The sequence below is a fragment of the Spirochaetales bacterium genome, assembly GCA_016930085.1.
Taxonomy (GTDB): domain Bacteria; phylum Spirochaetota; class Spirochaetia; order SZUA-6; family JAFGRV01; genus JAFGHO01.
This window is the reverse complement of the sequence record JAFGHO010000065.1, coordinates 38472-59613: the sequence shown is the minus strand read 5'-3', so window position 1 is coordinate 59613 and position 21142 is coordinate 38472. Positions and strand designations below refer to the sequence as shown.

Annotated in this window: 17 protein-coding genes and 1 tRNA gene; 6 read left to right on the top strand and 12 right to left on the bottom strand. The window is 47.8% G+C overall.

From position 1 onward, the window contains the following. Positions 1-374 precede the first annotated feature (374 nt). From JW881_11710 to JW881_11675, 8 genes are all read right to left on the bottom strand, one after another. On the bottom strand, positions 375-1484 hold the full coding sequence (locus JW881_11710; protein MBN1698171.1) for a hypothetical protein: 1110 nt from the start codon (positions 1482-1484) through the stop codon (positions 375-377). Then, a complete protein-coding gene (locus tag JW881_11705) occupies positions 1481-2104 on the bottom strand; it encodes a hypothetical protein (protein ID MBN1698170.1) in 624 nt (207 codons plus the stop codon). The genes JW881_11710 and JW881_11705 overlap by 4 nt, the downstream gene beginning before the upstream one ends. 74 nt (positions 2105-2178) lie before the next feature. Then, on the bottom strand, positions 2179-3321 hold the full coding sequence (locus JW881_11700; GenBank protein ID MBN1698169.1) for a site-specific integrase: 1143 nt from the start codon (positions 3319-3321) through the stop codon (positions 2179-2181). Positions 3322-3443: 122 nt separating this feature from the next. After that, a tRNA-Val gene (locus JW881_11695) sits at positions 3444-3516 on the bottom strand. Between the two features lie 114 nt (positions 3517-3630). Beyond that, positions 3631-4191 (bottom strand): elongation factor P, encoded by a 561-nt coding sequence (efp, locus tag JW881_11690; protein ID MBN1698168.1) that lies wholly within the window; start codon positions 4189-4191, stop codon positions 3631-3633. A gap of 1 nt (position 4192) precedes the next feature. Continuing rightward, the gene (locus JW881_11685) at positions 4193-5218 is read right to left on the bottom strand and encodes an elongation factor P--(R)-beta-lysine ligase (GenBank protein ID MBN1698167.1); all 1026 of its coding nucleotides are present in this window, start codon (positions 5216-5218) and stop codon (positions 4193-4195) included. Continuing rightward, entirely contained in the window at positions 5211-5783 is a 573-nt protein-coding gene (locus JW881_11680) for an L-threonylcarbamoyladenylate synthase (protein ID MBN1698166.1), read from the bottom strand. Before JW881_11680 ends, JW881_11685 begins: the two co-directional genes overlap by 8 nt. After that, entirely contained in the window at positions 5764-6207 is a 444-nt protein-coding gene (locus JW881_11675; GenBank protein ID MBN1698165.1) for a septum formation initiator family protein, read from the bottom strand. Before JW881_11675 ends, JW881_11680 begins: the two co-directional genes overlap by 20 nt. 218 nt (positions 6208-6425) lie before the next feature. Here JW881_11675 and JW881_11670 point away from each other — a divergent pair, with 218 nt between their 5' ends. The 6 genes from JW881_11670 (at position 6426) to JW881_11645 (ending at position 14872) form a co-directional block, all read left to right on the top strand. Continuing rightward, a complete protein-coding gene (locus JW881_11670) occupies positions 6426-6629 on the top strand; it encodes a hypothetical protein (GenBank protein ID MBN1698164.1) in 204 nt (67 codons plus the stop codon). A 183-nt stretch (positions 6630-6812) separates the two neighbouring features. Next, entirely contained in the window at positions 6813-9701 is a 2889-nt protein-coding gene (locus JW881_11665; protein ID MBN1698163.1) for a hypothetical protein, read from the top strand. Positions 9702-9820: 119 nt separating this feature from the next. Further along, positions 9821-10360, top strand: a complete 540-nt coding sequence (locus JW881_11660) for a hypothetical protein (protein MBN1698162.1) — start codon at positions 9821-9823, stop codon at positions 10358-10360. Next, on the top strand, positions 10357-12075 hold the full coding sequence (locus JW881_11655) for a DUF115 domain-containing protein (GenBank protein ID MBN1698161.1): 1719 nt from the start codon (positions 10357-10359) through the stop codon (positions 12073-12075). Before JW881_11660 ends, JW881_11655 begins: the two co-directional genes overlap by 4 nt. 1 nt (position 12076) lies before the next feature. After that, on the top strand, positions 12077-13744 hold the full coding sequence (locus JW881_11650; protein ID MBN1698160.1) for a motility associated factor glycosyltransferase family protein: 1668 nt from the start codon (positions 12077-12079) through the stop codon (positions 13742-13744). A gap of 60 nt (positions 13745-13804) precedes the next feature. Next, positions 13805-14872 carry a DHH family phosphoesterase gene (locus tag JW881_11645; protein ID MBN1698159.1) on the top strand — a complete coding sequence of 356 codons (1068 nt, stop codon included), beginning with the start codon at positions 13805-13807 and terminating at the stop codon, positions 14870-14872. A gap of 104 nt (positions 14873-14976) precedes the next feature. Here the strand turns inward: JW881_11645 and JW881_11640 are convergent, their stop codons facing one another. The 4 genes from JW881_11640 to JW881_11625 form a co-directional block, all read right to left on the bottom strand. Beyond that, complete coding sequence (locus tag JW881_11640; protein ID MBN1698158.1) at positions 14977-17433, bottom strand: plasma-membrane proton-efflux P-type ATPase; 2457 nt, start codon at positions 17431-17433, stop codon at positions 14977-14979. A gap of 19 nt (positions 17434-17452) precedes the next feature. Next, positions 17453-18982, bottom strand: a complete 1530-nt coding sequence (locus JW881_11635) for a Do family serine endopeptidase (GenBank protein ID MBN1698157.1) — start codon at positions 18980-18982, stop codon at positions 17453-17455. Positions 18983-19078: 96 nt separating this feature from the next. Next, positions 19079-20470, bottom strand: a complete 1392-nt coding sequence (locus tag JW881_11630; GenBank protein ID MBN1698156.1) for a HAMP domain-containing histidine kinase — start codon at positions 20468-20470, stop codon at positions 19079-19081. Then, complete coding sequence (locus tag JW881_11625; protein MBN1698155.1) at positions 20457-21137, bottom strand: response regulator transcription factor; 681 nt, start codon at positions 21135-21137, stop codon at positions 20457-20459. Before JW881_11625 ends, JW881_11630 begins: the two co-directional genes overlap by 14 nt. Positions 21138-21142: the final 5 nt, after the last annotated feature.

Below are 21142 nucleotides of genomic sequence, written 5' to 3'. Positions count from 1 at the left end.
TTATTTTTTTTGGTGCATGATTTTCTTGTTCTGAAGGGGGTGGGAATTCAGATTACCCTGACTGGGGAATATGATTACCCTGGACATCGAGCGTCCCGGGCGGTTCGGGGTTTTGATAGTTTTCTGCACAATATAGCCCACCACGTGCTTTATTTTGTCAAAGTCACCCTTTGAGCCGCCCTTTTTTATTCCTTCAAGAAGGCGAGGAAGGAATTGACTCTTCACAATTCTATCCCGCAAAGCGTCTCGCCTTCTTTTGCATACCCTGGGAAGGCGGGTCCACTGCCCAGTGCCCGTCTTTTTGGGGGAATTGATTATTAATAATGTCTATATTATTAGTGAGGGATGGGGTTATCCTCTGTATTCTGCTTTGTTTATACCTTCTCAATATCATCGAAATATATTTTATCAGCAATGATATTTCCAAATATTTTTACCTTTTCTTCCCAATAGGGTTTGACAATATCACTCATCATACCTTTTGGAATAATTACTTTATATTTATTACCGTCCTCGTCAGTTAATTCAACTCGATTAACAAAGGCACTTGCATATTTTATTATTCCGATTATCTCGATCTTTTGAGCGATTGATTCATCCATTTCTTTATGCTTTGGAATCTTAATATCTTTTCCGGGTCTTATAAATGCAACTCTTTTTTCCTTATTACCTTTCCTTGATGTTATTCCAACCAAATTTATATTTTTTGAATCAGGTGATAGTTTTTTTGTTAATGCAATAAAATTGTTAAAATAATCTTCCTGCTTGATAATATTTTTTAACTGCTCTTCTTGGCTATTATTTACAAGTTCAATATTATCAGTTAATTCTTCAATCATACTTTTAGCCGTGATTTCATCATCAAACAGCAAATAATTCTTCGCTTCTTGACCAAAACGTATTGTAACTGCAAAACTCGCAGCCCTTGGTATTGAGAAATATGGTTCAACATTATTTTTAATATGTTTGGGTACACGCCCCTGTTCCCTAAACGGTAATCTTTCTCTCCTTTCAGCTATTCTATATGCTAATTTTTCAATTATATCTATTCGCTTTAGAAATTCGTCACTTTTTACCATACCGAAACCAATTTCCGGCCCGGCAAGAGATAATTGGATTTCATCATCCCGAAGAATTATTCCTTTTATGTCCAAATGTCTTTCCATATTTAATTGTTCTAATAAATTTCTTAATTCTTCTGCAACATCGTATGGAGGATTTCCGATTAAACCATAAGAAACCATAATTTCTGCTTCACGATATTTTCTGGCATTTATAGCTAAAGAGGCTGCACTCCGAAATAATACTGATCGAGTCGGTTCATTTAAGTCTGTAACATTTAACAATAAGGCTGCTTTTTTTTCTAATTCATAGGCTTGTTTAAAAAATTCAATAGCTTCCTTTATTTTATTCTCAAATTTTAAAAAGAAGGCTTTCTCTGCGAGTATCATAGCTTGTTGATGTAAATCGTTTGACTCTTTCATTTTTCTACAAAGCTTGCCATTGGTTTACTAAATTCAATAACAGAAATATATGCTGGTATCTTCATATTATCTGAAATATCAGTTTGATTTATTTTTTCTTTAGTTCTGGATTTCACATTTGATTCATTGCCTTTCATTATTCCAGATATTTCTAACCGGGCTTTTCTTTGAAAAAGTAAATTTTGGTTATCATCTACATTTCCAACCCAATAATCAAATCCATTGCCTTTTACGGCTCTTTCAATAGTTTTATTATCTGTTATATTTATTACCAATAAAATAGCTATACAAGTAGCACCATACTCGGTAGCTTCAGAGTGATCAGCATAGCTTGAAGAAGCCCGATCATCAAGAGTAAATCCCCACCTTATTTTATAAATTTGATCTTGTCGATCTAAAATATGTAAATCAACATTATTAGTATGCTGATTTTGAGTAAGGCAAAATAAAGCAGCTTCAGATAGGAACCTGCCCCAATTTGATGTAAGAGTAGGCAATCCTTCATTTAGTTGATCTAAATCTAAATAGTTCATATTTATTAAATTTATCGAATAAAAAAACTGTATTATTAAGCCTATAATCAGGAGTTCAATCTTCACACTAATTATATGATTTTGCATATTTCACAAGTCCTTGTATTACATCAATTATACCCCAAGAAGTAAATTCAATATCTTTACCAGAATAACGCTAATCACCCAAACAACCCGTCCACAGCCTCCGCTTCTTTCTGCAGGTGCTCTATTTGAAAGTGCGTATACCCGTCCTGCGTCCGTTCATTCGTCCAGCCCAAATACGCCCGGACAAGCGCCGGGTCTTTGATTCTCTCCCGGAGTATCGTGTTGAGAGTATGCCTGAATGAATGCGGTTTCAGATGCCGCGATTCAACATCGATCTCGGCTTTATCCATGGCCTTTAGAAATCGCTTCCGCCACCATGTTTCACCAAAGGCTTTGCCTTCGGGATATCCAAATAAAAACATATCCGGGTTCTTATTCAATGCTTCCTCTTTCAATTTTGCTATCGCCGCGGCCGTGATCCGGGGAAGAGGAATGTCGAGTTTCACCCCCGTTTTCGTTCCACCGTATTCTTCCCCACCCTTCCATGCTTCATGAATATGTATCACCCCCATCCATCCTTTTTTATCTTCATCGAGGTCCACGTGTTGCCACCTCAAGGCAAGTATCTCTCCCCTTCTCCGGCCGAGGGTGGCTGCGATCAGGAAAGCCGTGTAATCGAAAATATCCTGCCAGGGAGGATTCTTGACGAAAAGAGTGTTCAACTCTTCCATCGTGAATATACCGGCCTGTATCTTCTCGTACTTTGTCGGGCCTATCCCTTTGAACGGGTCCCGATCCATATCTTCTCTGATGAGGGCTTCGTTCGTAATGACCTTCAATGTCTCCATGACTTTGTTGAGGGTATTCATCTTTTCCCCGAGTTTGTTCTTTAACCTGGACCGGAAATCAATGACGTCCGCCCTGGTGAGATCATTCAGGAAGATATTCGAAATCGGATCTTTTTTGATATAGTTCTCAAGCCATATCCGTTGGTTCTTGTTATGTCGGGCTGTTACGCTTTTTCCTTCATCGCGGAGCCGGCGCCGGTGCGGGCATTCGGCAGTGAAGAAATGGGCGGCATAATCCCGGAGTCGAATCGATATTTTTTCTTTTTCCAGGCTGGCAAGGAATTCTCTTTTCATTGCCTCGGCTTTATGGCGGACAGTTTCACCTGTAGAAACAAGTTTCCTTACACCGGCTTTATCATAATAATAGAAATGCCAGCCTTCACGATTGGTTCTTTTTATAAGTTTTGGTTCTTTTTTGATTCCGGCCATGATTTCCCGCTATTTTGATGACATTTTGATGACAAATTGAATACCAAGACCACTATTATGGCATAAAAAAAGCCGGCTGTCAATAGCCGGCTTCCAAGTACCTGTTTTATAACAGGTTATAATGGGCGATGCAGGGCTTGAACCTACGACCTTCTGGGTGTAAACCAGACGCTCTCCCAGCTGAGCTAATCGCCCTCATTCCCGATCATATTACTATATCGGGAAAAAAATTGTCAAGTGGACGGCTGAAAAAACAGGAAATCGCTTCCGTCCCGGATTCCGGAGGCGCGGACGGCTTACGTCCGGCATTTATTTCGCGCGCTCCACATACTCCTGCGTTTCCGTGTTGATGATGATTTTATCATCCTGCTTGATAAAAAGTGGTACTTTTACTTTCAGCCCCGTTTCCAGGGTCACCACCTTTGTGGCGCCGGAAACGGTATCTCCTCTGAGACCTTCATGCGCCTCGATGACGGCAAACTCCATTTTATAAGGGATAACGACATCGATTGGATTATTTTCCCACAATACCAGCTGGTATGAATCGCCCTCCTTGAGAAAATATTTTTTTTCCTCGATATTCGGCACCGGTATGGTGTTTTGTTCATAGGTCTCCGTATCCATAAAATGGTAGTTGTCACTGTCCGAGTACAGGTATTGCGCATCACGCATCGACACCTCGACATCTTCGACCATTTCCTGTGATTTAATGGTCTGTTTTATCACGGCACCGGTTTTTAAATTTTTCAGCTTGAGACGAACAAACGCCGACCCCTTTCCCGGGTTGACGAACTCCCGTTCCGCAACATAATGTGGCTCGTCCTTGGCAAGGATAAACATCCCCTTTGACAGATTGCCCGCTTTGATCATATCACTCCTCTTCTTCTTCCATTCGATTTATTTCATTAAATTGAGAGAAAGGGAAAAACATTACATCCCCGATAGAGTTCCTATTAAATAATACCATGAAAAGTCTGTCAAGTCCTAATGCGACACCCGAAAAAGGGGGAACATCCTTTCTGAAATGTGCGGGCAGATCGACGTCAACGGCATGAAGAATACGGCACTTTTTTTTCCTTTCCGTTTCACTCCGGATAAACGATCGTATACGCTTCATATCGGTTTCTTCTGAAAAACAATTCGCAATCTCCATTCCCCCCATATAAAGTTCCCACCGTTCATAATATCGGGTCCCGGCCTTTTTTTTGGCAAACACGGGAACGCAGTGAGGGTAATCGTAGAGAATAAGCGGTGAAGCCGCCGGGAGGTTCGGTTCCACAAACGTGAGAAATAGTTTGTTGAAGAGCTGTTCTTCAGTATCGTCTTCAGAAAGGATGATACCGGTCCGGCCGGCCGCTTCCCGCTTGCCTTCAATATCCGTCCCGATAAATGAGTCGAGATCCATATTACAGAAGCGTTCGAACGCCTCTTTCACCGACATGCGGCGCGGAGGGACATCGAGTATCCCGGACGGTATTTCTGGAAGTCTTTTATTGATGTACGCCAGCAATGCTTCGATGCAGACCATGGAATCCAGATAGTCGGCGTTTACCGTATACCACTCGCACATGCTGAACTCCGGATTATGCTGAATCCCCACGGACTCGATATTACGGAAACATTTTGTTATCTGAAAAATATTCCCGCTTCCGGCTGCAACGAGACGTTTCATCCAGAGTTCGGGCGACGGAATGAGATAACATGGAAAGCGTCTTTCATCCGGATCGATATAATCCGTCCGGAACACCTCGATCGAGGGCTCGGGCAGCAGAAACGGCGATATAACCGGTGTTTCCACTTCCAGATAACCGTTCGCGAGGAAATACTCCCGCACACATTGGATGAAGAGGGCGCGTTTTCTGTAAATTTCGAAACAAATTTTAATGCGTTCACTCATCGCGAAGCACATCAGGGGCGATTGTCATGACGCCCTGTCTCACAATCCTGAAGGGTTTTCTCGAAATATCCAGTATGGTCGAAGGGATATTCTTTTCGGCATTTCCCGAATCCACGATAAGCTCGACATCATCATGAAACACGTCGATAATACGGTCGATATCCGTAAGCGGGGCTTCCCCCTCCCTGTTGACACTTGTTGAAAAAAGCGGTTTGCCGCAGCCTTCGATAATCCGTCTTAGAAAAATACCGCCGGGAACCCTGAGACCGACGGTTCCCGAATCCCTTCTCGGAAGGATAATGGTCAGGGGTCCCGGCCACAAGCGGGCGAGCGAGGGGGGGATGATAATGTCGGAATATATTTTAGTCCACCGGATGTCGGGGATGAGTTCAAGAAAGGGTTTACCCTTTGCCCTGCCTTTGATCGCACATAGCTTTTCCTCCGTATCCGGGGCCGTTCCGACGAGTCCATACATCGTGTCGCAGAGAAGAATGATCGGGTTCCCTTTCCGTAAAGTACGAACGATAACGGAAAAACATTGCGGATCACCCTCTTTTATAATCATGACGCTTCCTCTTTTTCAGAAGCACAAAGAGTAACACACATAAGGTACTCAGTGCAATCCCGATAATCCGCAGGATCAGATTGCGGTTTTTTGAAGACGGAATGCGTTTGAGCAGTTTCCCCACTTCATAAAAATTATGTGTGGGTCTGCTTCCGTTGATATTAATGACGGTCTCATCAGGCCGGTAATACCCCAGTTCCCTTGCCAGAAGGCGTATGACTTCGGGGCTGGTTCTGAGTGCCTCGAGTTGCCGGGAAAGATCGCTATGGGTCTGTTTGAGATGTTCCAGGTTTTTTTTCAGTTTCTCCTCATGGTTAAGGAGTACCTTATATTGATACCATCCTTCATCGCCCAGAAAAAAAATAAGGAGCGAACCGATAATGAGACCAAGATAGATGATAAGAACGATGTGAGAAAGTTTCATTCATTATAAATGACGGCGTATTTGTTTTTTTTCTTTAGGCCGATTGAGTCCCGCTTTCCCGGGCACACCACGAATATGTCTGGGATGCGGGTAAAGCCTTCCGGTATATCACGGGTAAAAGGTCAGGCTGTTCTTTTTCATTTCTTGACAGGCTACCTGTTATAAAGTAATATATATAATAGAGAAAAATGTGATGTATCGGGACGGCTTTTTGACATGTGGGGTATATTTTTCGACAGAATGTCTGTCATAGTCTTGTAATAAGGCTTGATGAAGCCCGCCTGAAACGGTCTCTTTTTTGCGGCAAAGGCGATACCCGCTCGAGGAAAGACGATATTCGTTATTCCTGCCGGGTCCTGACAGACGGGGGATCTTCCATTACGGCACACAAAACCGGGGATAAAGACGAACAGACAATATGAAATGAGTCTTTATGAACATATATCACGTGAAATGAAGATTAATGAGAAACGGGAGGGAAAGACGATACAATAATTCTTTTAAAAAAAAACGTAAAAAAGAAAAAAGGTACATAAGTAAGGAAAAAAGCCTTCCGATATTAATAGATAATAGAGAGTTTTGTATTCGTATGTAAGGAGAGTAAAATGGCGGGTTATGACAATAACGGCTTCGATGACCTCGGCAATAGTGATATTGCCATGGAGGATACAGATATGACGACGGACGATAATATGACACAGGATATGCTCGAGGAGTATGGCGTGTGGGTAAAAGTTGAACCCGAGGTCATTGAAGAAATAAAAGACGAAAAACACGATTATATATCCGCCCTCGACGACGAATCAAAAGAAGATGAATCGGAACAGATCACGCCTTCGGAAAGCGAAACCGATTTCGAAAACATTTCATTCGATGATCTGGACATCCCTAGTGAAGAGGACATCGACACCTCCGAGTTCGACAGCCCGATAACACCGGTCGATGAAGAAGCCGGCGGCGGCATCGAAGGGTTTTCCGGCGGTGAAGACATCGAAGAGTTTTCGATCGATGATTTTATGGACTCCGAAGACACGGGGGATGCCGTTGACACGGGGGATGCCGCCGGGACAGAGGACGCCCTTGAAGCGGGAGATATGGAAATATCCGGAGATACAGGCCCGGAAGAAGGGGCTGAGGAAGCATTTTTCGACGAGGAAGATCTTGAAACCGACGATGTCGATATCGATATCAGTCTCGAAGACCTCGAGGAAGAACCTGAAGAAGAAATCCTCGAAGGTGATCTCATTCCGGGTATCGAAGACGAAATAGACATCTCGGAAGATGAAATTGCCTTCGATGAAGGAGAGAGTGAAATCGCTGGAGATACGGATGCATCGTTTTCGACAGAAGCCGACATCGGTGAAGAAACCGAACTTCCGGATATCGGGGCCGGTCACGAGGAAGATTTCGAGGACTTGAATGAAGATGATATGACCGATTTTGACATCGATGATATCCCGGATCTCGAACTCGAAGAAAGTATCGACCATATCGAGCCCGAGGATACCTCGTTCGAAACGTCTCCGGAAGAAACCGGTATCGAGGCCGATCAATCCGGTGAGAGTGAAGAGATTGAAGTTCCTCTTTCAGAAAAAATAACGGATGAGCGTTTTGATGATCTCGAAACACTTGAATCCAGTCTCGAAACATCCATGCCGAAAAACGAAGCCGTTAAAGCCTTTACGCCGGACGATACCACATCGATTCTGAACAAAATCGAAAATGAGCTTTTTTCAATCAAAGAAGATCTGTCCCATCTCAAGAACGAGCTTCAGTCATTGCGCAAACCTCAACCTGCCGGAGTGGCCGTGGGCGATGTAAAGGTACCGCCCTCCGATGCAACCGGCTTTTTTGACCAGGAAGAAGACGAGACTATCGCATTAACCGGCGATGAACTCAATAACATACTCAATACCGCGGAAATTACGGAAGAGGAAGTGGATGAAACGGCGGTTGCCGGCGAAGAAGTAAGCCCCGAAGAGGTTGCCGGAGGAGAGGGTATCGCCATTGACGAGGTGTCCGGCGGTGATGAAGCAGACATCGGGGGAATCGAACTCGAAGAAACACCGATGTCCGAAACATGGGACGAAACACCGCAAACTGAAATCGACTCGACATTCGAAGGTGAGGAAATTATCGATGATTTTCATGAAGAATCACAGGGGGAAACGTCGGAAACGGATGAATTTATGGATACCGGTTTCGACGATGAAGGGGGCGAAGGAGGCACCATCGCTCGAAATCTCGACGAAGCCGCCGATATCGGTATCGAGGATAACGTATCGGAGGAAGAAAGCGGTCTTTACGGAGAAGGTTTTGAAGAAACCGATATGGAAGAAAAACTCACGGGAGAAGATGAAATCGAGTTCGAAGAAGGGTTCACGGATGTAAGCGGGTTTCAGGAGGCGGGCGCCGATGTGCCGCAGGAGAAGTCATCCGAAACCGGAGGCGAGAGGGAGGCGGCTCCGGGAGACGAGTTCCTCGCGCTTGATGAAGAAATCGAACTCGAAATTCCGGAAGAAGATGTTTTCGAAGAAGAAGATGTATCACAGGATATCAGCGACGTTGACGACGCTTTCTTCGATGCCGACGAAGCGGAAACGAGTTCGCTCGAAGCCGAGATTGATGAGGTCCTCGCATCGGATGAGAAATCCGGCCGAATCGATGTCAAGACAACCGGCAAGGACGAAAAGCCGGATATCGATGATCTCATCGTCGAGAACGGACCTCCCGTCATATCTGAAAAAAATGAAGCGATTTCTGAAACGATGTCCGACTCCATATCCGGCGAAGAAGAGGATATCGTCGAGGTCTCCGTCAAAGACGACGATCTCGAACTCGAACTCCCTGAAGAAGAGTCGGAGGTCGACACGGATTTCGAGCCCGGTGAAACAGACGAAGGATTCGAAATCGAAAATGAAAAGGAAAGCGGGGCCGGGCGCGATGCGGAAAGTATAGAGGAAATCGATATCTCTGAATTCGGAATCGAAGAGGGGATCGAGGATATTTCAGCACAAGAGGAAGAAACAGGACTGCCGGAAGTGGAGGCAATTGACGATACGGAAGAAATAGGCCTGCCCGAAGAGGATCTCATCCCGGAAATAGAGGAAGATGAAAGCGGTTTTCCGGAAGAAGAGATTATTCCCGAAACAGATGAAATCGGCCAGCCGGATGAGGAGTTCATATCCGAAGCTGAAGAACCTGAACTCACCGATGAAACACCGGAAGAAATATCGATCGACGCCGAGGAACCGGATATGATGCCTTCGATTGAAATACCCGGGGATACATCGGGTGATGTCGGTATCCTTCCCGAAAAGCTTAAAAAGGATCTTAAAAGCGTTCTCTCGTATATGGATGAACTGCTTGTAAATCTTCCGGAAGAAAAAATCAAGGAATTTTCCCGTTCCGATTACTGGATTACATATAAAAAGCTGTTTGAAGAATTGGGGATAGCGCCAAAAGAAAGTGATGTTTATTCCGAGAAAGCATAAGTAAACGGGGAAGGCAGGCGTATTGGAGCATACGGCGCCGTGACAATGCTTCGCACTGCAATGAGTACGGGATCAATGATGTTATAGCGTTATGTAAGGAATGAGGATTAACACCACGAATGGGTCTTTACGCAAAGGCGATAATATTACATCGACAACACGATAAAAAAAAGGGGCTATTTCAAAGGGCACTCGAATACCAGCGACAGGACCTCATCAATCATCAAAGAAAAACCGGTACGGATATCGATGATATATCCGGTTTATATGACGAAATAAATCAGCAAATCAATATATGCAAAGCGAACAATCTTCCCCTGGCCGTGATCGGTATTTCCTTGAAACCGGTGGTCGATGCCATGCTTACGATAAACAACAAGCTGGAAAGGGAAAATATCGTGAGAACCCTTGTCCCGTTTCTTGAAAAACTCCTTTCGGATGAATCCAAACTCACACCTTACGGCAACGACTTTTACATTTTTAGCATTTTCAACCCGGATACCGTCTATCCTCAGCTTGTGTGTCACCAGATGTCCCGATCTCTCTGTCACTATTCCCGTGATCTCAAAGAAACTGCGTCCATTACGTTCAATCGTAAAATCCGTTATTTCCCCGAACATGGAGAGAATGCCGATCAGCTTTTGAGAAGTATTCTATGATCGAACAAGTCACCACAAAATCCGGAATGCCCGGGCTGACTGTCAATGGCAGGCATTATCATTCGGCTTACGATCCGGAAAAAGAAGCCATACGTTTCATCGAGCGCACATACAACGAATTCGATTCGGACGATGAGGGCATTCTAAATGTCAAAGCCGAAGCGCGCGGTGTCAACGATTCGTGTTCGGGGGGGGCCTCAGCCGGAGTCAGGATCAAAGCCGGGCCTTCCCCGCAGACAGTCATTGTACTCGGTGAAGGCGGCGGATATCTGGCGGGAGCGGTAAAAAAAATATTTCCGGCCGCACGCTGTATTACGCTTTTTTATTCCGATGAACTCTTTTCTTTGTGCGGCGAGCGGGGCCATGTTTCCTGGAATCCGGCAGACGGAACAAATCCCGAGGTCTTTTTTAGAAACCAGCTCGGTGAACTCGATCTCGGGGGACTCCTCGTCGTCGAATGGCCCGCGGCCGCGTTATGCTTTCCCGATATGTCCAGGAAAGTGAAAGACAGCCTCGGCCAGGTAATCAGGGAATTGAAAGGAAGCCTTCTGACGACAATCGGAATGGGGAGGTTGTGGATGCGAAACAGCCTTCTCAACTTTCTTCATATCGAGCCGGTTTACACGGACAATCCCTATCCGGAAAACCTGCCTATCGCGATAACCGCTTCCGGGCCCACCCTTGAAAAAAGTATCTTTACATTGAAGCGCTTTCGGGACAACCTCTTTATCCTCGCCCTTCCCTCCTCCGTTCCATGTCTCGATGCGCACCGGATATCACCTGATATGATCATCATGACCGATCCGGGCTATTATTCCGCCTATCATCTCCACTGGGTAAAAAAAGAGGCCGTCCGGCTCGTTATGCCCCTTTCAGCCGCATCCGGCCTCAGACGAATGCCCTTCAGATTTTCTTTTTTTGCCCAGCCGGCCTTTTTCGAAGAGGCGCTTCTTGCCGGAGTTCATCCGGTCTTCCCGAAGATTCCCCCGCAGGGAACGGTCGCGGCAACCGCCATACAACATGCCCGCGCGGCTTCCAAAGCCCCGCTCATTCTCTGCGGACTCGACTTCTGTTATGAGGATATACGCTCCCACGCGAGACCCGACGCCTTTGACGCCCTTCTTGAAGATACTGCCGACAGATTTCGACCCTTTCACAGCGAAAAATTCGATCGCGCTTTCAGGTTCGCACCGCTTGTCGATAAAGACAACGGGACACGTACGTCACGGGCCCTTTCGACCTATTGCGGATGGTTTTCTTCGGCGGGCAACGAATTTTCCAGGGGGATATATCGGCTCGAACCGTCTGCCGTACCGCTTCCGGGAATCTCCGTCATCGATCGTCGTTCGGTCGGGTCGCTTGTTGCAGGAAAAAAACGGAAGAGGGCCGATCACGGACGCGCTGCCCGTGACTATCCGTCTTTTTCAAAAAGGAAAAAACGCATCTGCGATCTCCTCGCAGCTTGGCGGGCTATGTGCCGTCTCGCCGAATCCCGCATTAAAAAAACACGGTCGCTGTCCGCACTTTTTACCGATACGGAGATGTTTCATCTCTTTTATTTTCTCGATCTCCGCCATCTTTCATCGATAAAGCGGGCCTTCTCCGTAAACAATGAACATGAGGCGTTGGAGACGGCGCTTTCAATGTGCCGCGATACGGACGAGTTTCTCGAAGCCCTGCACCGTAAATTGCTCGAAGCGGGGAGAACCGATTAAGATGCCCGATAATCCCGTTCTCGAACGAAACCTTCTCGCCCTCTCCTCATACGATCCCGCTCTCTCGGCCCTTGTCGGCGCCGCGGAACCATCTCCGGAGATCACTTTTCTGCAGTCAAAGACGAACCTTCCCGTTCCGGCCCAACTGATCAACGGGATACCCATTCCCCTTCATTCGAAATTCGATCCGGTTCGGGAGGGAGAAAAGTACCTTTCGGTGTACCGGGAAGCGGGATATCTCGTGTTTCTCGGATTCGGCGGCGGCTACCATATAACCCCGTTTCTTTCGAGGTCGGAGGTCTCGAATATTCTCATCATCGACAGGGACATCCGCGTTTTCCGTTCCATCATCGAACATATCGATATACGGTCGATTATCATCGATCCGAGAGTGACTTTTCTCATTGACATGGACGCCGGACAAATCACCGATTTCATCCTGAAGCACTATTTCCCCGTGTTCGCCGGAAACCTCAAGACGATTTCACTCGGTTCGAGACTCAATACGGAAAAAACATATTTTCAGGAGATCGTGACCGGTATCAAGAATATCATCAATCCGATCGCGGACGACTATACGGTACAGGCCCGTTTCGGCAGAAAATGGTTCATCAACACCCTTTTCAATCTGGCGGTCGCGGAAAAATCGACCATATCGCTCAAACCGGCGGAAAAAATTATCATCACCGGCGCGGGTCCGTCGCTTGAAACCCAGGTTACACGCATCAAAAGGATGCGCAGGGAAATGTTTCTCCTCGCGACCGACACATCACTCCCGACACTCCTTTCCTCCGGCATTTCACCTGATTGCGTAATTTCGATAGACTGTCAGCAGATAAGTTACCTTCATTTTTTTGCCGGACTACCGCCCGATATTCCGCTTGTCCTCGATCTGGCATCCCCCCCGATTCTCACCCGTCTCGGGAAAAACCTTTTCTTTTTTTCAAGCGGCCATCCCTTTTCACAATATCTTTCACAGACATGGAGAAGTTTTCCGAGAATCGATACTTCCGGCGGGAATGTTTCCCACGCGGCATTCTCACTCGCATGCGAACTCGGTGCACGCCAGGTGTATCTTGCCGGTATCGATTTCTCCTATCCGGACGGAAAATCATATTCGCGCGACACCTACCTCTACCCGTATTTTCACAGCTTCGAAAACAGATTCTTCCCCTGTGAAAGCCTTTTTTTTTCATTTATCGCGGGCGACAAAACACTCTCAAAGGAAAAAACCGGCAGGACATTCAGGTACACGACACATCAACTGCTCAATTACAAGGAGAAAATGGAATCCGCCATCAATGATGCGTCCCCGCAGGTGGTCCAGCTCGACGGCAAGGGACTTTCCCTTTCGATCGACCATGATAAAGCGAAGCCGGAAAAGCCGTTTTTAATGAAAACACTGCTTGCCCAGGGTCCCGTCAGTACGGACTGGCGGTCGTTTCTCCGCGACTATAGCGAAAAATTGAAAAACCTTCCGCCGCCCTTTCATCCAATAAGCAAATACCTCTATCACCTCTCACGAAGCGAACGTCAAATCTGGATTACACAGTTGCCGGCCGCCACCTATCTTCGGGAATATGCCGATCTTAAAGAAAGCGATAACACGGAACTGCTTAATAAAACAAGAGAATGGACATTGCGTGTGATCCGCCGTATCCTTCAATGACGGTTTTTTGCGGAATACGGTGGTTGATATTTCCTGCCGTTACGGGTAAGCTGAATTACCATGGGTGAGACAACCGAGCTCTATGCCAAGGAATTCGAACGTTTTAACCGGCTACTGACGGATAAAAAGGAACTCCTGATTGTTATTCATAACAATCCCGATCCCGACGCGATCGCATCTGCCTTTGCGTTAAGCTACCTGACGCAAAAAATAAGCGCCGTCAAGCCAAGTATCGCTTACGGCGGCACAATCGGCAGGATCGAAAACAAGGTGATGGTTTCCCGGCTTCATATACAACTGAAACAAATCAAAAGAATAAAATACGATAAATACGATCTCATTGCCCTTATCGATACCCAGCCGGGCGCTGGAAACAATGATTTCCCATTGACAAAAAAATGCCATATCGTTTTAGACCATCATCCCAGACGAAAGGATACAAAAGCGGACCTTATCATCATCATCCCGGCTTTGGGCGCCACGGCAACGATACTCGTTTCCTGGTTCAGACTCCTCAACCAGCCCATGCCCGCCGATATCGCCACCGCGATCACCTATGCCCTTAGTTCGGAGACGCAAAATCTTAGCCGGGAGGTAAATCCGGCGGATCTCAATGCCTATCTTTATGTGTACCCCAAATCCAGCCTCAAAAAATTGTCGGTGATTACCACCCCGTCCCTTCCGAATTATTATTTCAATATTTTCGCCAGGTCGCTCAAAAACACATGCGTATACCGAAACCTCGCGTTCTCCAACCTGGGTGAAATTCCCTCCGCCGAGTTTGTCGCCGAGATAGCGGATTTCATCATCCGCCACAGGAATATCAGCTGGTGTTTATGCACCGGATATCATAAAAACCTCCTTTATCTCTCCCTTCGTACGACCCGGCATAACGCCCAGGCCGGGAAAATAATCAAGAAAATCGTCGGGGACGTCAACAACGTCGGCGGTCATGACATGACGGCGGGCGGATTTATCATACTGAAAGATACGCAGAAATCCTCCGTTGAAGCCCTCGTGCAAAAATTATCGGTAAGCCTGGCCGTAAAACTAGGTTATGCAGAAGAAAAAATAAAGTGGAAGCCGCTCGTTGAGGAAGAAATCATACCGCATAATATAGCCGGATAGCTAACATCCTCCTTGCTCATTAAGCGGTCCGACACCGGATTCCCGGTGTTCCGGCGCCTGGAGCGGGAACACCGGGAATGTTACCATTGCGGCGTGAAGGAATATTATGTTCGATATAGACGGAACACCCTTACCGCCGCCGCTTTTACGATATCGTTTATAATGAACCAGACGATCGCATACCCCCAGACAATAAGGGCCCATCCCCAGCCAAGGGGCATCATGAATACGCCGTAGACCGCGATAAGCGTCGCTACCAGCTGCGTTATGACGACGGCCCAAAAAAGGACTGCCGAGGGACGCTGGGTCCAAAAATGACCCTTTGTTCTCGTTATGAAAATCGTAAGATGACCCGCAACGGATAATTTCAGATAGATGAGTGTCCGTATGATATCCCTGTCGAGATGGAATATATTCTCCCCGATGTAAAACAGCAAAAACGATGCGGCCACGCCCATAACCCCGAGTATCGACGAAACGGTGATTAGCTCGGGAATGTGCCAGTGTTCCGGCTTCCTTGAGGCCGTCGCCCTGTCATATGCGATGGATACGATCGCACCGTCGTTCAGTAACGCAATAAGTACGATCATGATCGCCGTGACGGGATAAAAATTGAACGCCAGAATCGACATCGTCATAAAGAGAAGAATCCTGATCGATTCGGCAATGCGGTATGTTGCGTAACTCGTCATACGGCTGAAGATTTTCCTGCTTTCCCTGATCGCATCAATGATGACGGACAACCCCGGCCTTAGTAAAATGATATCCGCTGCGGAACGGGCGGCATCCGTGGAACCTGAAACGGCGATACCGACATCCGCCTTCTTGAGCGCGGGGGCGTCATTCACCCCGTCTCCGGTCATGCCCACAATGTGATCGTGTTGTTTGAGAAGATCGACAATCGTGTATTTATGCTCCGGATACACCTGCGCGACGCCCGAAGCCTCCTCGATGTTTCTCACGTTCGCCTCCTCGTCATCCTTCAAAAGCCCGTCCGCTTTCATGATCTTCCCGCCGAGACCAAGTTCACCCGCGACCTGTCCGGCGATTATATCATGATCGCCCGTAATCATCTTGACCTCGATGCCCATTTTTCGCGTCTTGTCGACCATCGCCCTTGAATCGCGCCTGAGCGGATCGTAAAGCGGAATAATACCCGCAAATTGCCAGTCTTCCGGTTTTTCGGCGTACGCGACTCCCAGCGAACGGTACCCCTTTGCGGCAAATCCCCGTATTTCTCTGCCGACGGCATCCTTCACCTCTTCCCTGTTTGACGACATATCCAGAATCACCTGCGGGGCCCCTTTTGTCACATAAAAATCCTTTCCTTCCGGCGTTTCAACATGCGCTTCCGTACGTTTATGCACCGGATCGAAGGGTGAAAAATGCCGTATCGTATAATTCCGCAGTGAAGCCGCGCTGCTTTCGATGACGGCGGTGTCGATGGCGTCGCCGTCCTCTTTTCTCGACGCGAGTGAGCCGAAAAGAAAAAGTTTGTCTTCGCCGTACCCGTTCACGACAAACGGTTTGCCGACGGTGAGTTTGTTTCGGGTCAGGGTCCCCGTCTTGTCCGAGCAAAGTATATCGATGCCCGCGAGTTCTTCAATCGAGGAGAGATGGCTGACAATCACCTTTTTTTTCGCCAATGCCCTGGCGCCGATCGCCATTGTTATCGAGAGTACCGTCGGCATCGCCACGGGAATCGCTGCGACCAGGAGGATGAGGGAGAACTGAAGATTGGTGAGAATATCGATACCCCGGAACATCGATACGGTGAGTATGACGATGATAAGCAAAAATGCACTGACAATAAGAAAATTACCGATTCTGAGTATCGCCTTTTGAAAATGACTGCTTTCCTTCGTATCCTTGACGAGGTGTGTCGTCTGTCCGAAGTACGTATTCATTCCCGTTGCGTAAACTACCGCATCGATCTCTCCCTGTTTCACGATCGATCCGGAAAAAGCGATCGACGATGGGGAAAGAACGACCGGAAAGGCTTCACCGGTCAGGGCCGACTGGTCCACCTGTATCGATTCTCCCGCAAGAAGTTTGACATCGGCGGGGACGATATCCCCGATCCTGAGGCGGAGTATATCGCCGGGAACGATCTCCTCCGCCCCTTTCATGATCCAGTTTCCGTTCCTTTTGACACGCGAACTGACAGCCATCCTTTTTTTCAACGCCGCAATAGTCGAACTCGCTTTATATTCTTCCCAGAACGCGGTCGCGACATTGACCAGGAGTAACACGGCGATAACGGCCGTATCTTCCCACCTGCCCAGAATACCGGAAAGCACGCCGGCAATTTCAATCATCCACGGTATTGGGCCCCAGAAGTACGAGAGAAGCTTCAGAAGGGGATGTGTGGTTTTTTCTTCGATCCTGTTGTATCCGTATTCGGCCCCCCTTCTTTCCGCTTCCCTATCGTCAAGACCTTCCGGAGTCGTTTGAAGCTTTCGCATCGTCTCGCCGACGGAGAGACTTCTGTATAATTTCATCTGTGCCGATATCCGGTCCGTCACGATGCTTTTTCGCAGTTTCTTTTTCAAGGTTTTCATAAAAAACTCCTTATAATCCTCATGACTGCCTTACAAGTCCTAAAATGAGCTCCCGGCCTTCCCTGTATATCGTGAACACCTTTTCTCTCTCCCTGTCGGCAAACAATCTGTAAAAATCCGCCGTCGAAGCGACCGGTTTCTTGTTGATCGTGCGGATAATATCCCCGCCCTTGAAACCGGCGATATCCGCAGGACTTCCCATAACGACCGAACCGACAACGACGTTTCCGATATTACCCTTCAGGTTCAGCTGTTTTCTGATATCGTCGGTAAGGCCGACAACGGTCATCCCCGGCCAGAGATTTGCCGCTTTATCCTTGATCGATTTTTCGTCCCCGCGGCTTGCGATCTCGACCTCGACCAGTTTTTCCTTACCCTGCCTTATGAGTTTCAGCGCTACCGTCTGTCCTGGTGTGAGTTTCGATACGGTGAATATCAATTCCTGAGAATCCGACACCTGCTTCCCGTCTATTACCGTAATAAAGTCACCGGGGAATATGTCAGCCTTGTCCGCCGGTGAACCGGTAAAGACATCGAAGACCATCGCGCCCTTGATTCCCGCAAGGTGCATGTCGTCGGCGACCCCGTCAACGGGTTCACCGATATTGATTCCCAGCCACCCGTATTCGATCCTTCCCTTTGTGATAAAATCGTTGATAGCGGTTTTCGCGTTGTTGATCGGAATCGCGAAACCGATTCCCACATTCCCGCCGGACGGCGAGGCGATCCAGGTATTGATTCCGATCACCTGTCCTTCGAGGTTGACGAGCGCGCCCCCCGAGTTGCCCTGGTTGATCGAAGCATCCGTCTGTATGTAATCGGTGAACGTCGATATATCGGTACCGCCGTCGGATTTTCTTCCGATCGCGCTGACAATACCCGCCGTCACTGTCGATTCAAACCCGAGCGGGTTTCCGATTGCGAGAACCACATCCCCCGGCTCCAAAATCGATGAATCACCGAGTTCGGCGACGGGAACCGGTTTGTCCGTTTTAAACGCGACAAGGGCCAGGTCTTTATGTTCGTCGTTCCCGACGAGACTCCCCTTGAACTCGCGTCCGTCGGGGAGTTTAATGCTGATTTCTTCAGCTTCACCGACCACATGGTTGTTGGTGAGCACATATGCGGTGTCCTTTGTCTGGCGTACGATAACCCCCGAACCGAGGCCGTACTGCTTGTATTCCCTTTCACCACCGGAACTCCCGCCCGAACCTCCGCCGTTCGGCAACTGGTCGAAGAAAAACGAGAACGGGGAAAAATCCGGAATCGTCACATGGACGATATCGACGACATTCACCTCGACGACAACGGGCAATACCTTTTTTACCGTGTTTCTGTAGGAACTTTGCAGGATTGCAGGCGACACGACCGATACACCTGATGAGTCTTGCGATTGCGCCGTGTTCATATCCGACAGCACCTTCGATGTCTCGCTGTTGCATGTGAAAGCCGAAAACAGAAGAAACATGACGGCCGCCGCCATCACCGTTTTCAGAAAGGATACCGCCGGTATCCTTTCCCGTGCGATAAAAATACCTTTACTGTTCATGGTACACCTCCTGTCAAATTTTGTTGACAATTCGAATGTACTACACGAACATTACATAAGCCTTACACGAGGATTACAAAATTGTAATGTTTGGTATCAGGCGGAAATGGGCAGAACGATGGTGAATACCGATCCCCTGCCGGGGGTACTCGCCACATCGACCGTGCCGCCGTGGGCGGTGACTACGGCTTTTACGATACTCAGCCCCAGCCCGAGTCCGGTATCCGTCCCGCTTCTGTCGATCCGGTAAAGCCGTTTCCAGATATGCTCGAGTTCATCCTGAGGAATACCGGCCCCGGTATCCGTTATCCGGATCACGACGGACCCGTTCTCCTCGAATGCGTATACGGCGACATGCCCTCCGGGACCGGTATATTTGACCGCGTTGTCGATGAGGTTCCCGACCGCCTGGCGCAGACGGTCGGGATCCGCGGAAATCGTCAGGTGTTGTTCCACATCGGTACTGATATCTATCCCTTTTTCTTCCGCGACATAGCCGTATAGCTCAAGCAGCTGATCGATCATATAGCGGACGGCGACATCGCTTTTTTTCAGCGCCATAACACCGGCTTCCGATTCGGAAATATCCATGATCGTATTGAGCATCTTGAGGACGATATCGGATTGCTCGATGCACATTAAAAGAGCTTCATCTTTTTTCCCGGCGTCCCCGGAATCGCCGGCCGCCCGCTCCGCGATTCCCCGTATTCGCGTGAGGGGTGTTTTCAGATCGTGCGCGACATTATCGAGGGTGACGTGCATCGCGTTGATAAGCGAACCAATCCGGTCGAGCATGCCGTTAAAAAGCTTTATCAACGTATCGAGTTCGTCGCCGCTTCCCGTTTCCCTTATCCGTTTTGAAATATCGGCTGTCCTTTTGATCGACGATACGGTACGGATGAGTTTTTTTATCGGAGAAAGCAGGCGTGAAGCGATGAAATATCCCCCGGCTATCCCGAAACAGATGAATGGTATGAGTAAAAAGAAAAAGCCCTGCCTGATAACGGAAACGATTTTCATGACGAATTCGGTACTCAGTCCGACCTGAAGGAAGATTCCCGGTTCCATTTCAATCGTCCGGACATCGATATCATACGGATACCGTGATGAGGAAAGCAGGATAGGGATGCCGGTATCGGGAGACGGCACGGTCAGAAGCGGCGTTATATCGAACGCGACAATCTGGTCGGAGGCTCCCAAAAAAAGCGTTCTGTTCCCTTTGTCTGCAATTCGCAGCAGCATCTGATATGTTTTCTGATACTTTTTCTCGAATCCGAACTCCCTTTCGACGAGTCCGATTCCCCCCGCTTCGTACTGCGCCCAGTATTCGAGGAGACGATGGCGGATCTCCTGCGAATGATGACCGTTCAATTCATGCCTGAGAAAAAAATAAACGATCGTCACCATCACAATCGACGAGACGATAAAAATCACCGAATAATAGAGGGTCAATCGAATGGTGAATTTGGAGGCCTTAATCCTTGTCATCTTTTATCATATATCCCATGCCCCGTACCGTACGAATGAGTTCCCTGCCGAAGCCCCTGTCGATCTTGTTTCTCAACCGATGGACCAGTACATCGACCACATTCGTATGGGTGTCGAACCGGTATCCCCAAATATTCTCCAGAAGTAATGTTTTCGACAGGGTGATGCCGGGATTTCGCATAAAATATTCGAGGAGTGAAAACTCCCGCGGCTGCAATTCGATCTCTTTTCCCGCCCGCTTCACTTTTCGTGTAAATATGTCGATCGTCAAATCTCCGATACTCAACCGGTTCTGATTGCCCGCGTAAGACGACCTTCGAAGCAGCGCCTGCAGCCTGACAAGAAGCTCCGAAAAAGAGAACGGTTTTGTGAGATAATCGTCTCCCCCTTTTTTGAAACCCAAAATCCTGTCGTCGACCGTCCGTTTCGCGCTGAGAATGAGGAAAGGTGTATTGCTGCCTTCCGCGCGAAGCCGCTCGATCATTGTCAATCCGTCGATTTTCGGGATCATGATGTCGATGATTGCCGCATCGAAACGGCCGTGACGTGCAAGGGATAGCCCCTGTTCGCCGTCGGCTGCGCATTCCACATTATACCCGCTTTCCTGCAATCCTTTGCGGACGAACTCCATCGTTATTGCATCGTCTTCCACAATCAATATTTTCATGAGGC

Bases quoted from the DNA above. Each gene is read 5' to 3' on its own strand.
- JW881_11660 (MBN1698162.1), top strand. From the start codon at position 9,821: ATGGGTCTTTACGCAAAGGCGATAATATTACATCGACAACACGATAAA.
- JW881_11640 (MBN1698158.1), bottom strand. From the start codon at position 17,433: ATGAAAACCTTGAAAAAGAAACTGCGAAAAAGCATCGTGACGGACCGG.
- JW881_11650 (MBN1698160.1), top strand. From the start codon at position 12,077: ATGCCCGATAATCCCGTTCTCGAACGAAACCTTCTCGCCCTCTCCTCA.
- JW881_11635 (MBN1698157.1), bottom strand. From the start codon at position 18,982: ATGAACAGTAAAGGTATTTTTATCGCACGGGAAAGGATACCGGCGGTA.
- JW881_11655 (MBN1698161.1), top strand. From the start codon at position 10,357: ATGATCGAACAAGTCACCACAAAATCCGGAATGCCCGGGCTGACTGTC.
- JW881_11630 (MBN1698156.1), bottom strand. From the start codon at position 20,470: ATGACAAGGATTAAGGCCTCCAAATTCACCATTCGATTGACCCTCTAT.
- JW881_11645 (MBN1698159.1), top strand. From the start codon at position 13,805: ATGGGTGAGACAACCGAGCTCTATGCCAAGGAATTCGAACGTTTTAAC.
- JW881_11705 (MBN1698170.1), bottom strand. From the start codon at position 2,104: ATGCAAAATCATATAATTAGTGTGAAGATTGAACTCCTGATTATAGGC.
- JW881_11710 (MBN1698171.1), bottom strand. From the start codon at position 1,484: ATGAAAGAGTCAAACGATTTACATCAACAAGCTATGATACTCGCAGAG.
- JW881_11675 (MBN1698165.1), bottom strand. From the start codon at position 6,207: ATGAAACTTTCTCACATCGTTCTTATCATCTATCTTGGTCTCATTATC.
- JW881_11700 (MBN1698169.1), bottom strand. From the start codon at position 3,321: ATGGCCGGAATCAAAAAAGAACCAAAACTTATAAAAAGAACCAATCGT.
- JW881_11680 (MBN1698166.1), bottom strand. From the start codon at position 5,783: ATGATTATAAAAGAGGGTGATCCGCAATGTTTTTCCGTTATCGTTCGT.
- JW881_11625 (MBN1698155.1), bottom strand. From the start codon at position 21,137: ATGAAAATATTGATTGTGGAAGACGATGCAATAACGATGGAGTTCGTC.
- JW881_11685 (MBN1698167.1), bottom strand. From the start codon at position 5,218: ATGAGTGAACGCATTAAAATTTGTTTCGAAATTTACAGAAAACGCGCC.
- JW881_11665 (MBN1698163.1), top strand. From the start codon at position 6,813: ATGGCGGGTTATGACAATAACGGCTTCGATGACCTCGGCAATAGTGAT.
- efp (MBN1698168.1), bottom strand. From the start codon at position 4,191: ATGATCAAAGCGGGCAATCTGTCAAAGGGGATGTTTATCCTTGCCAAG.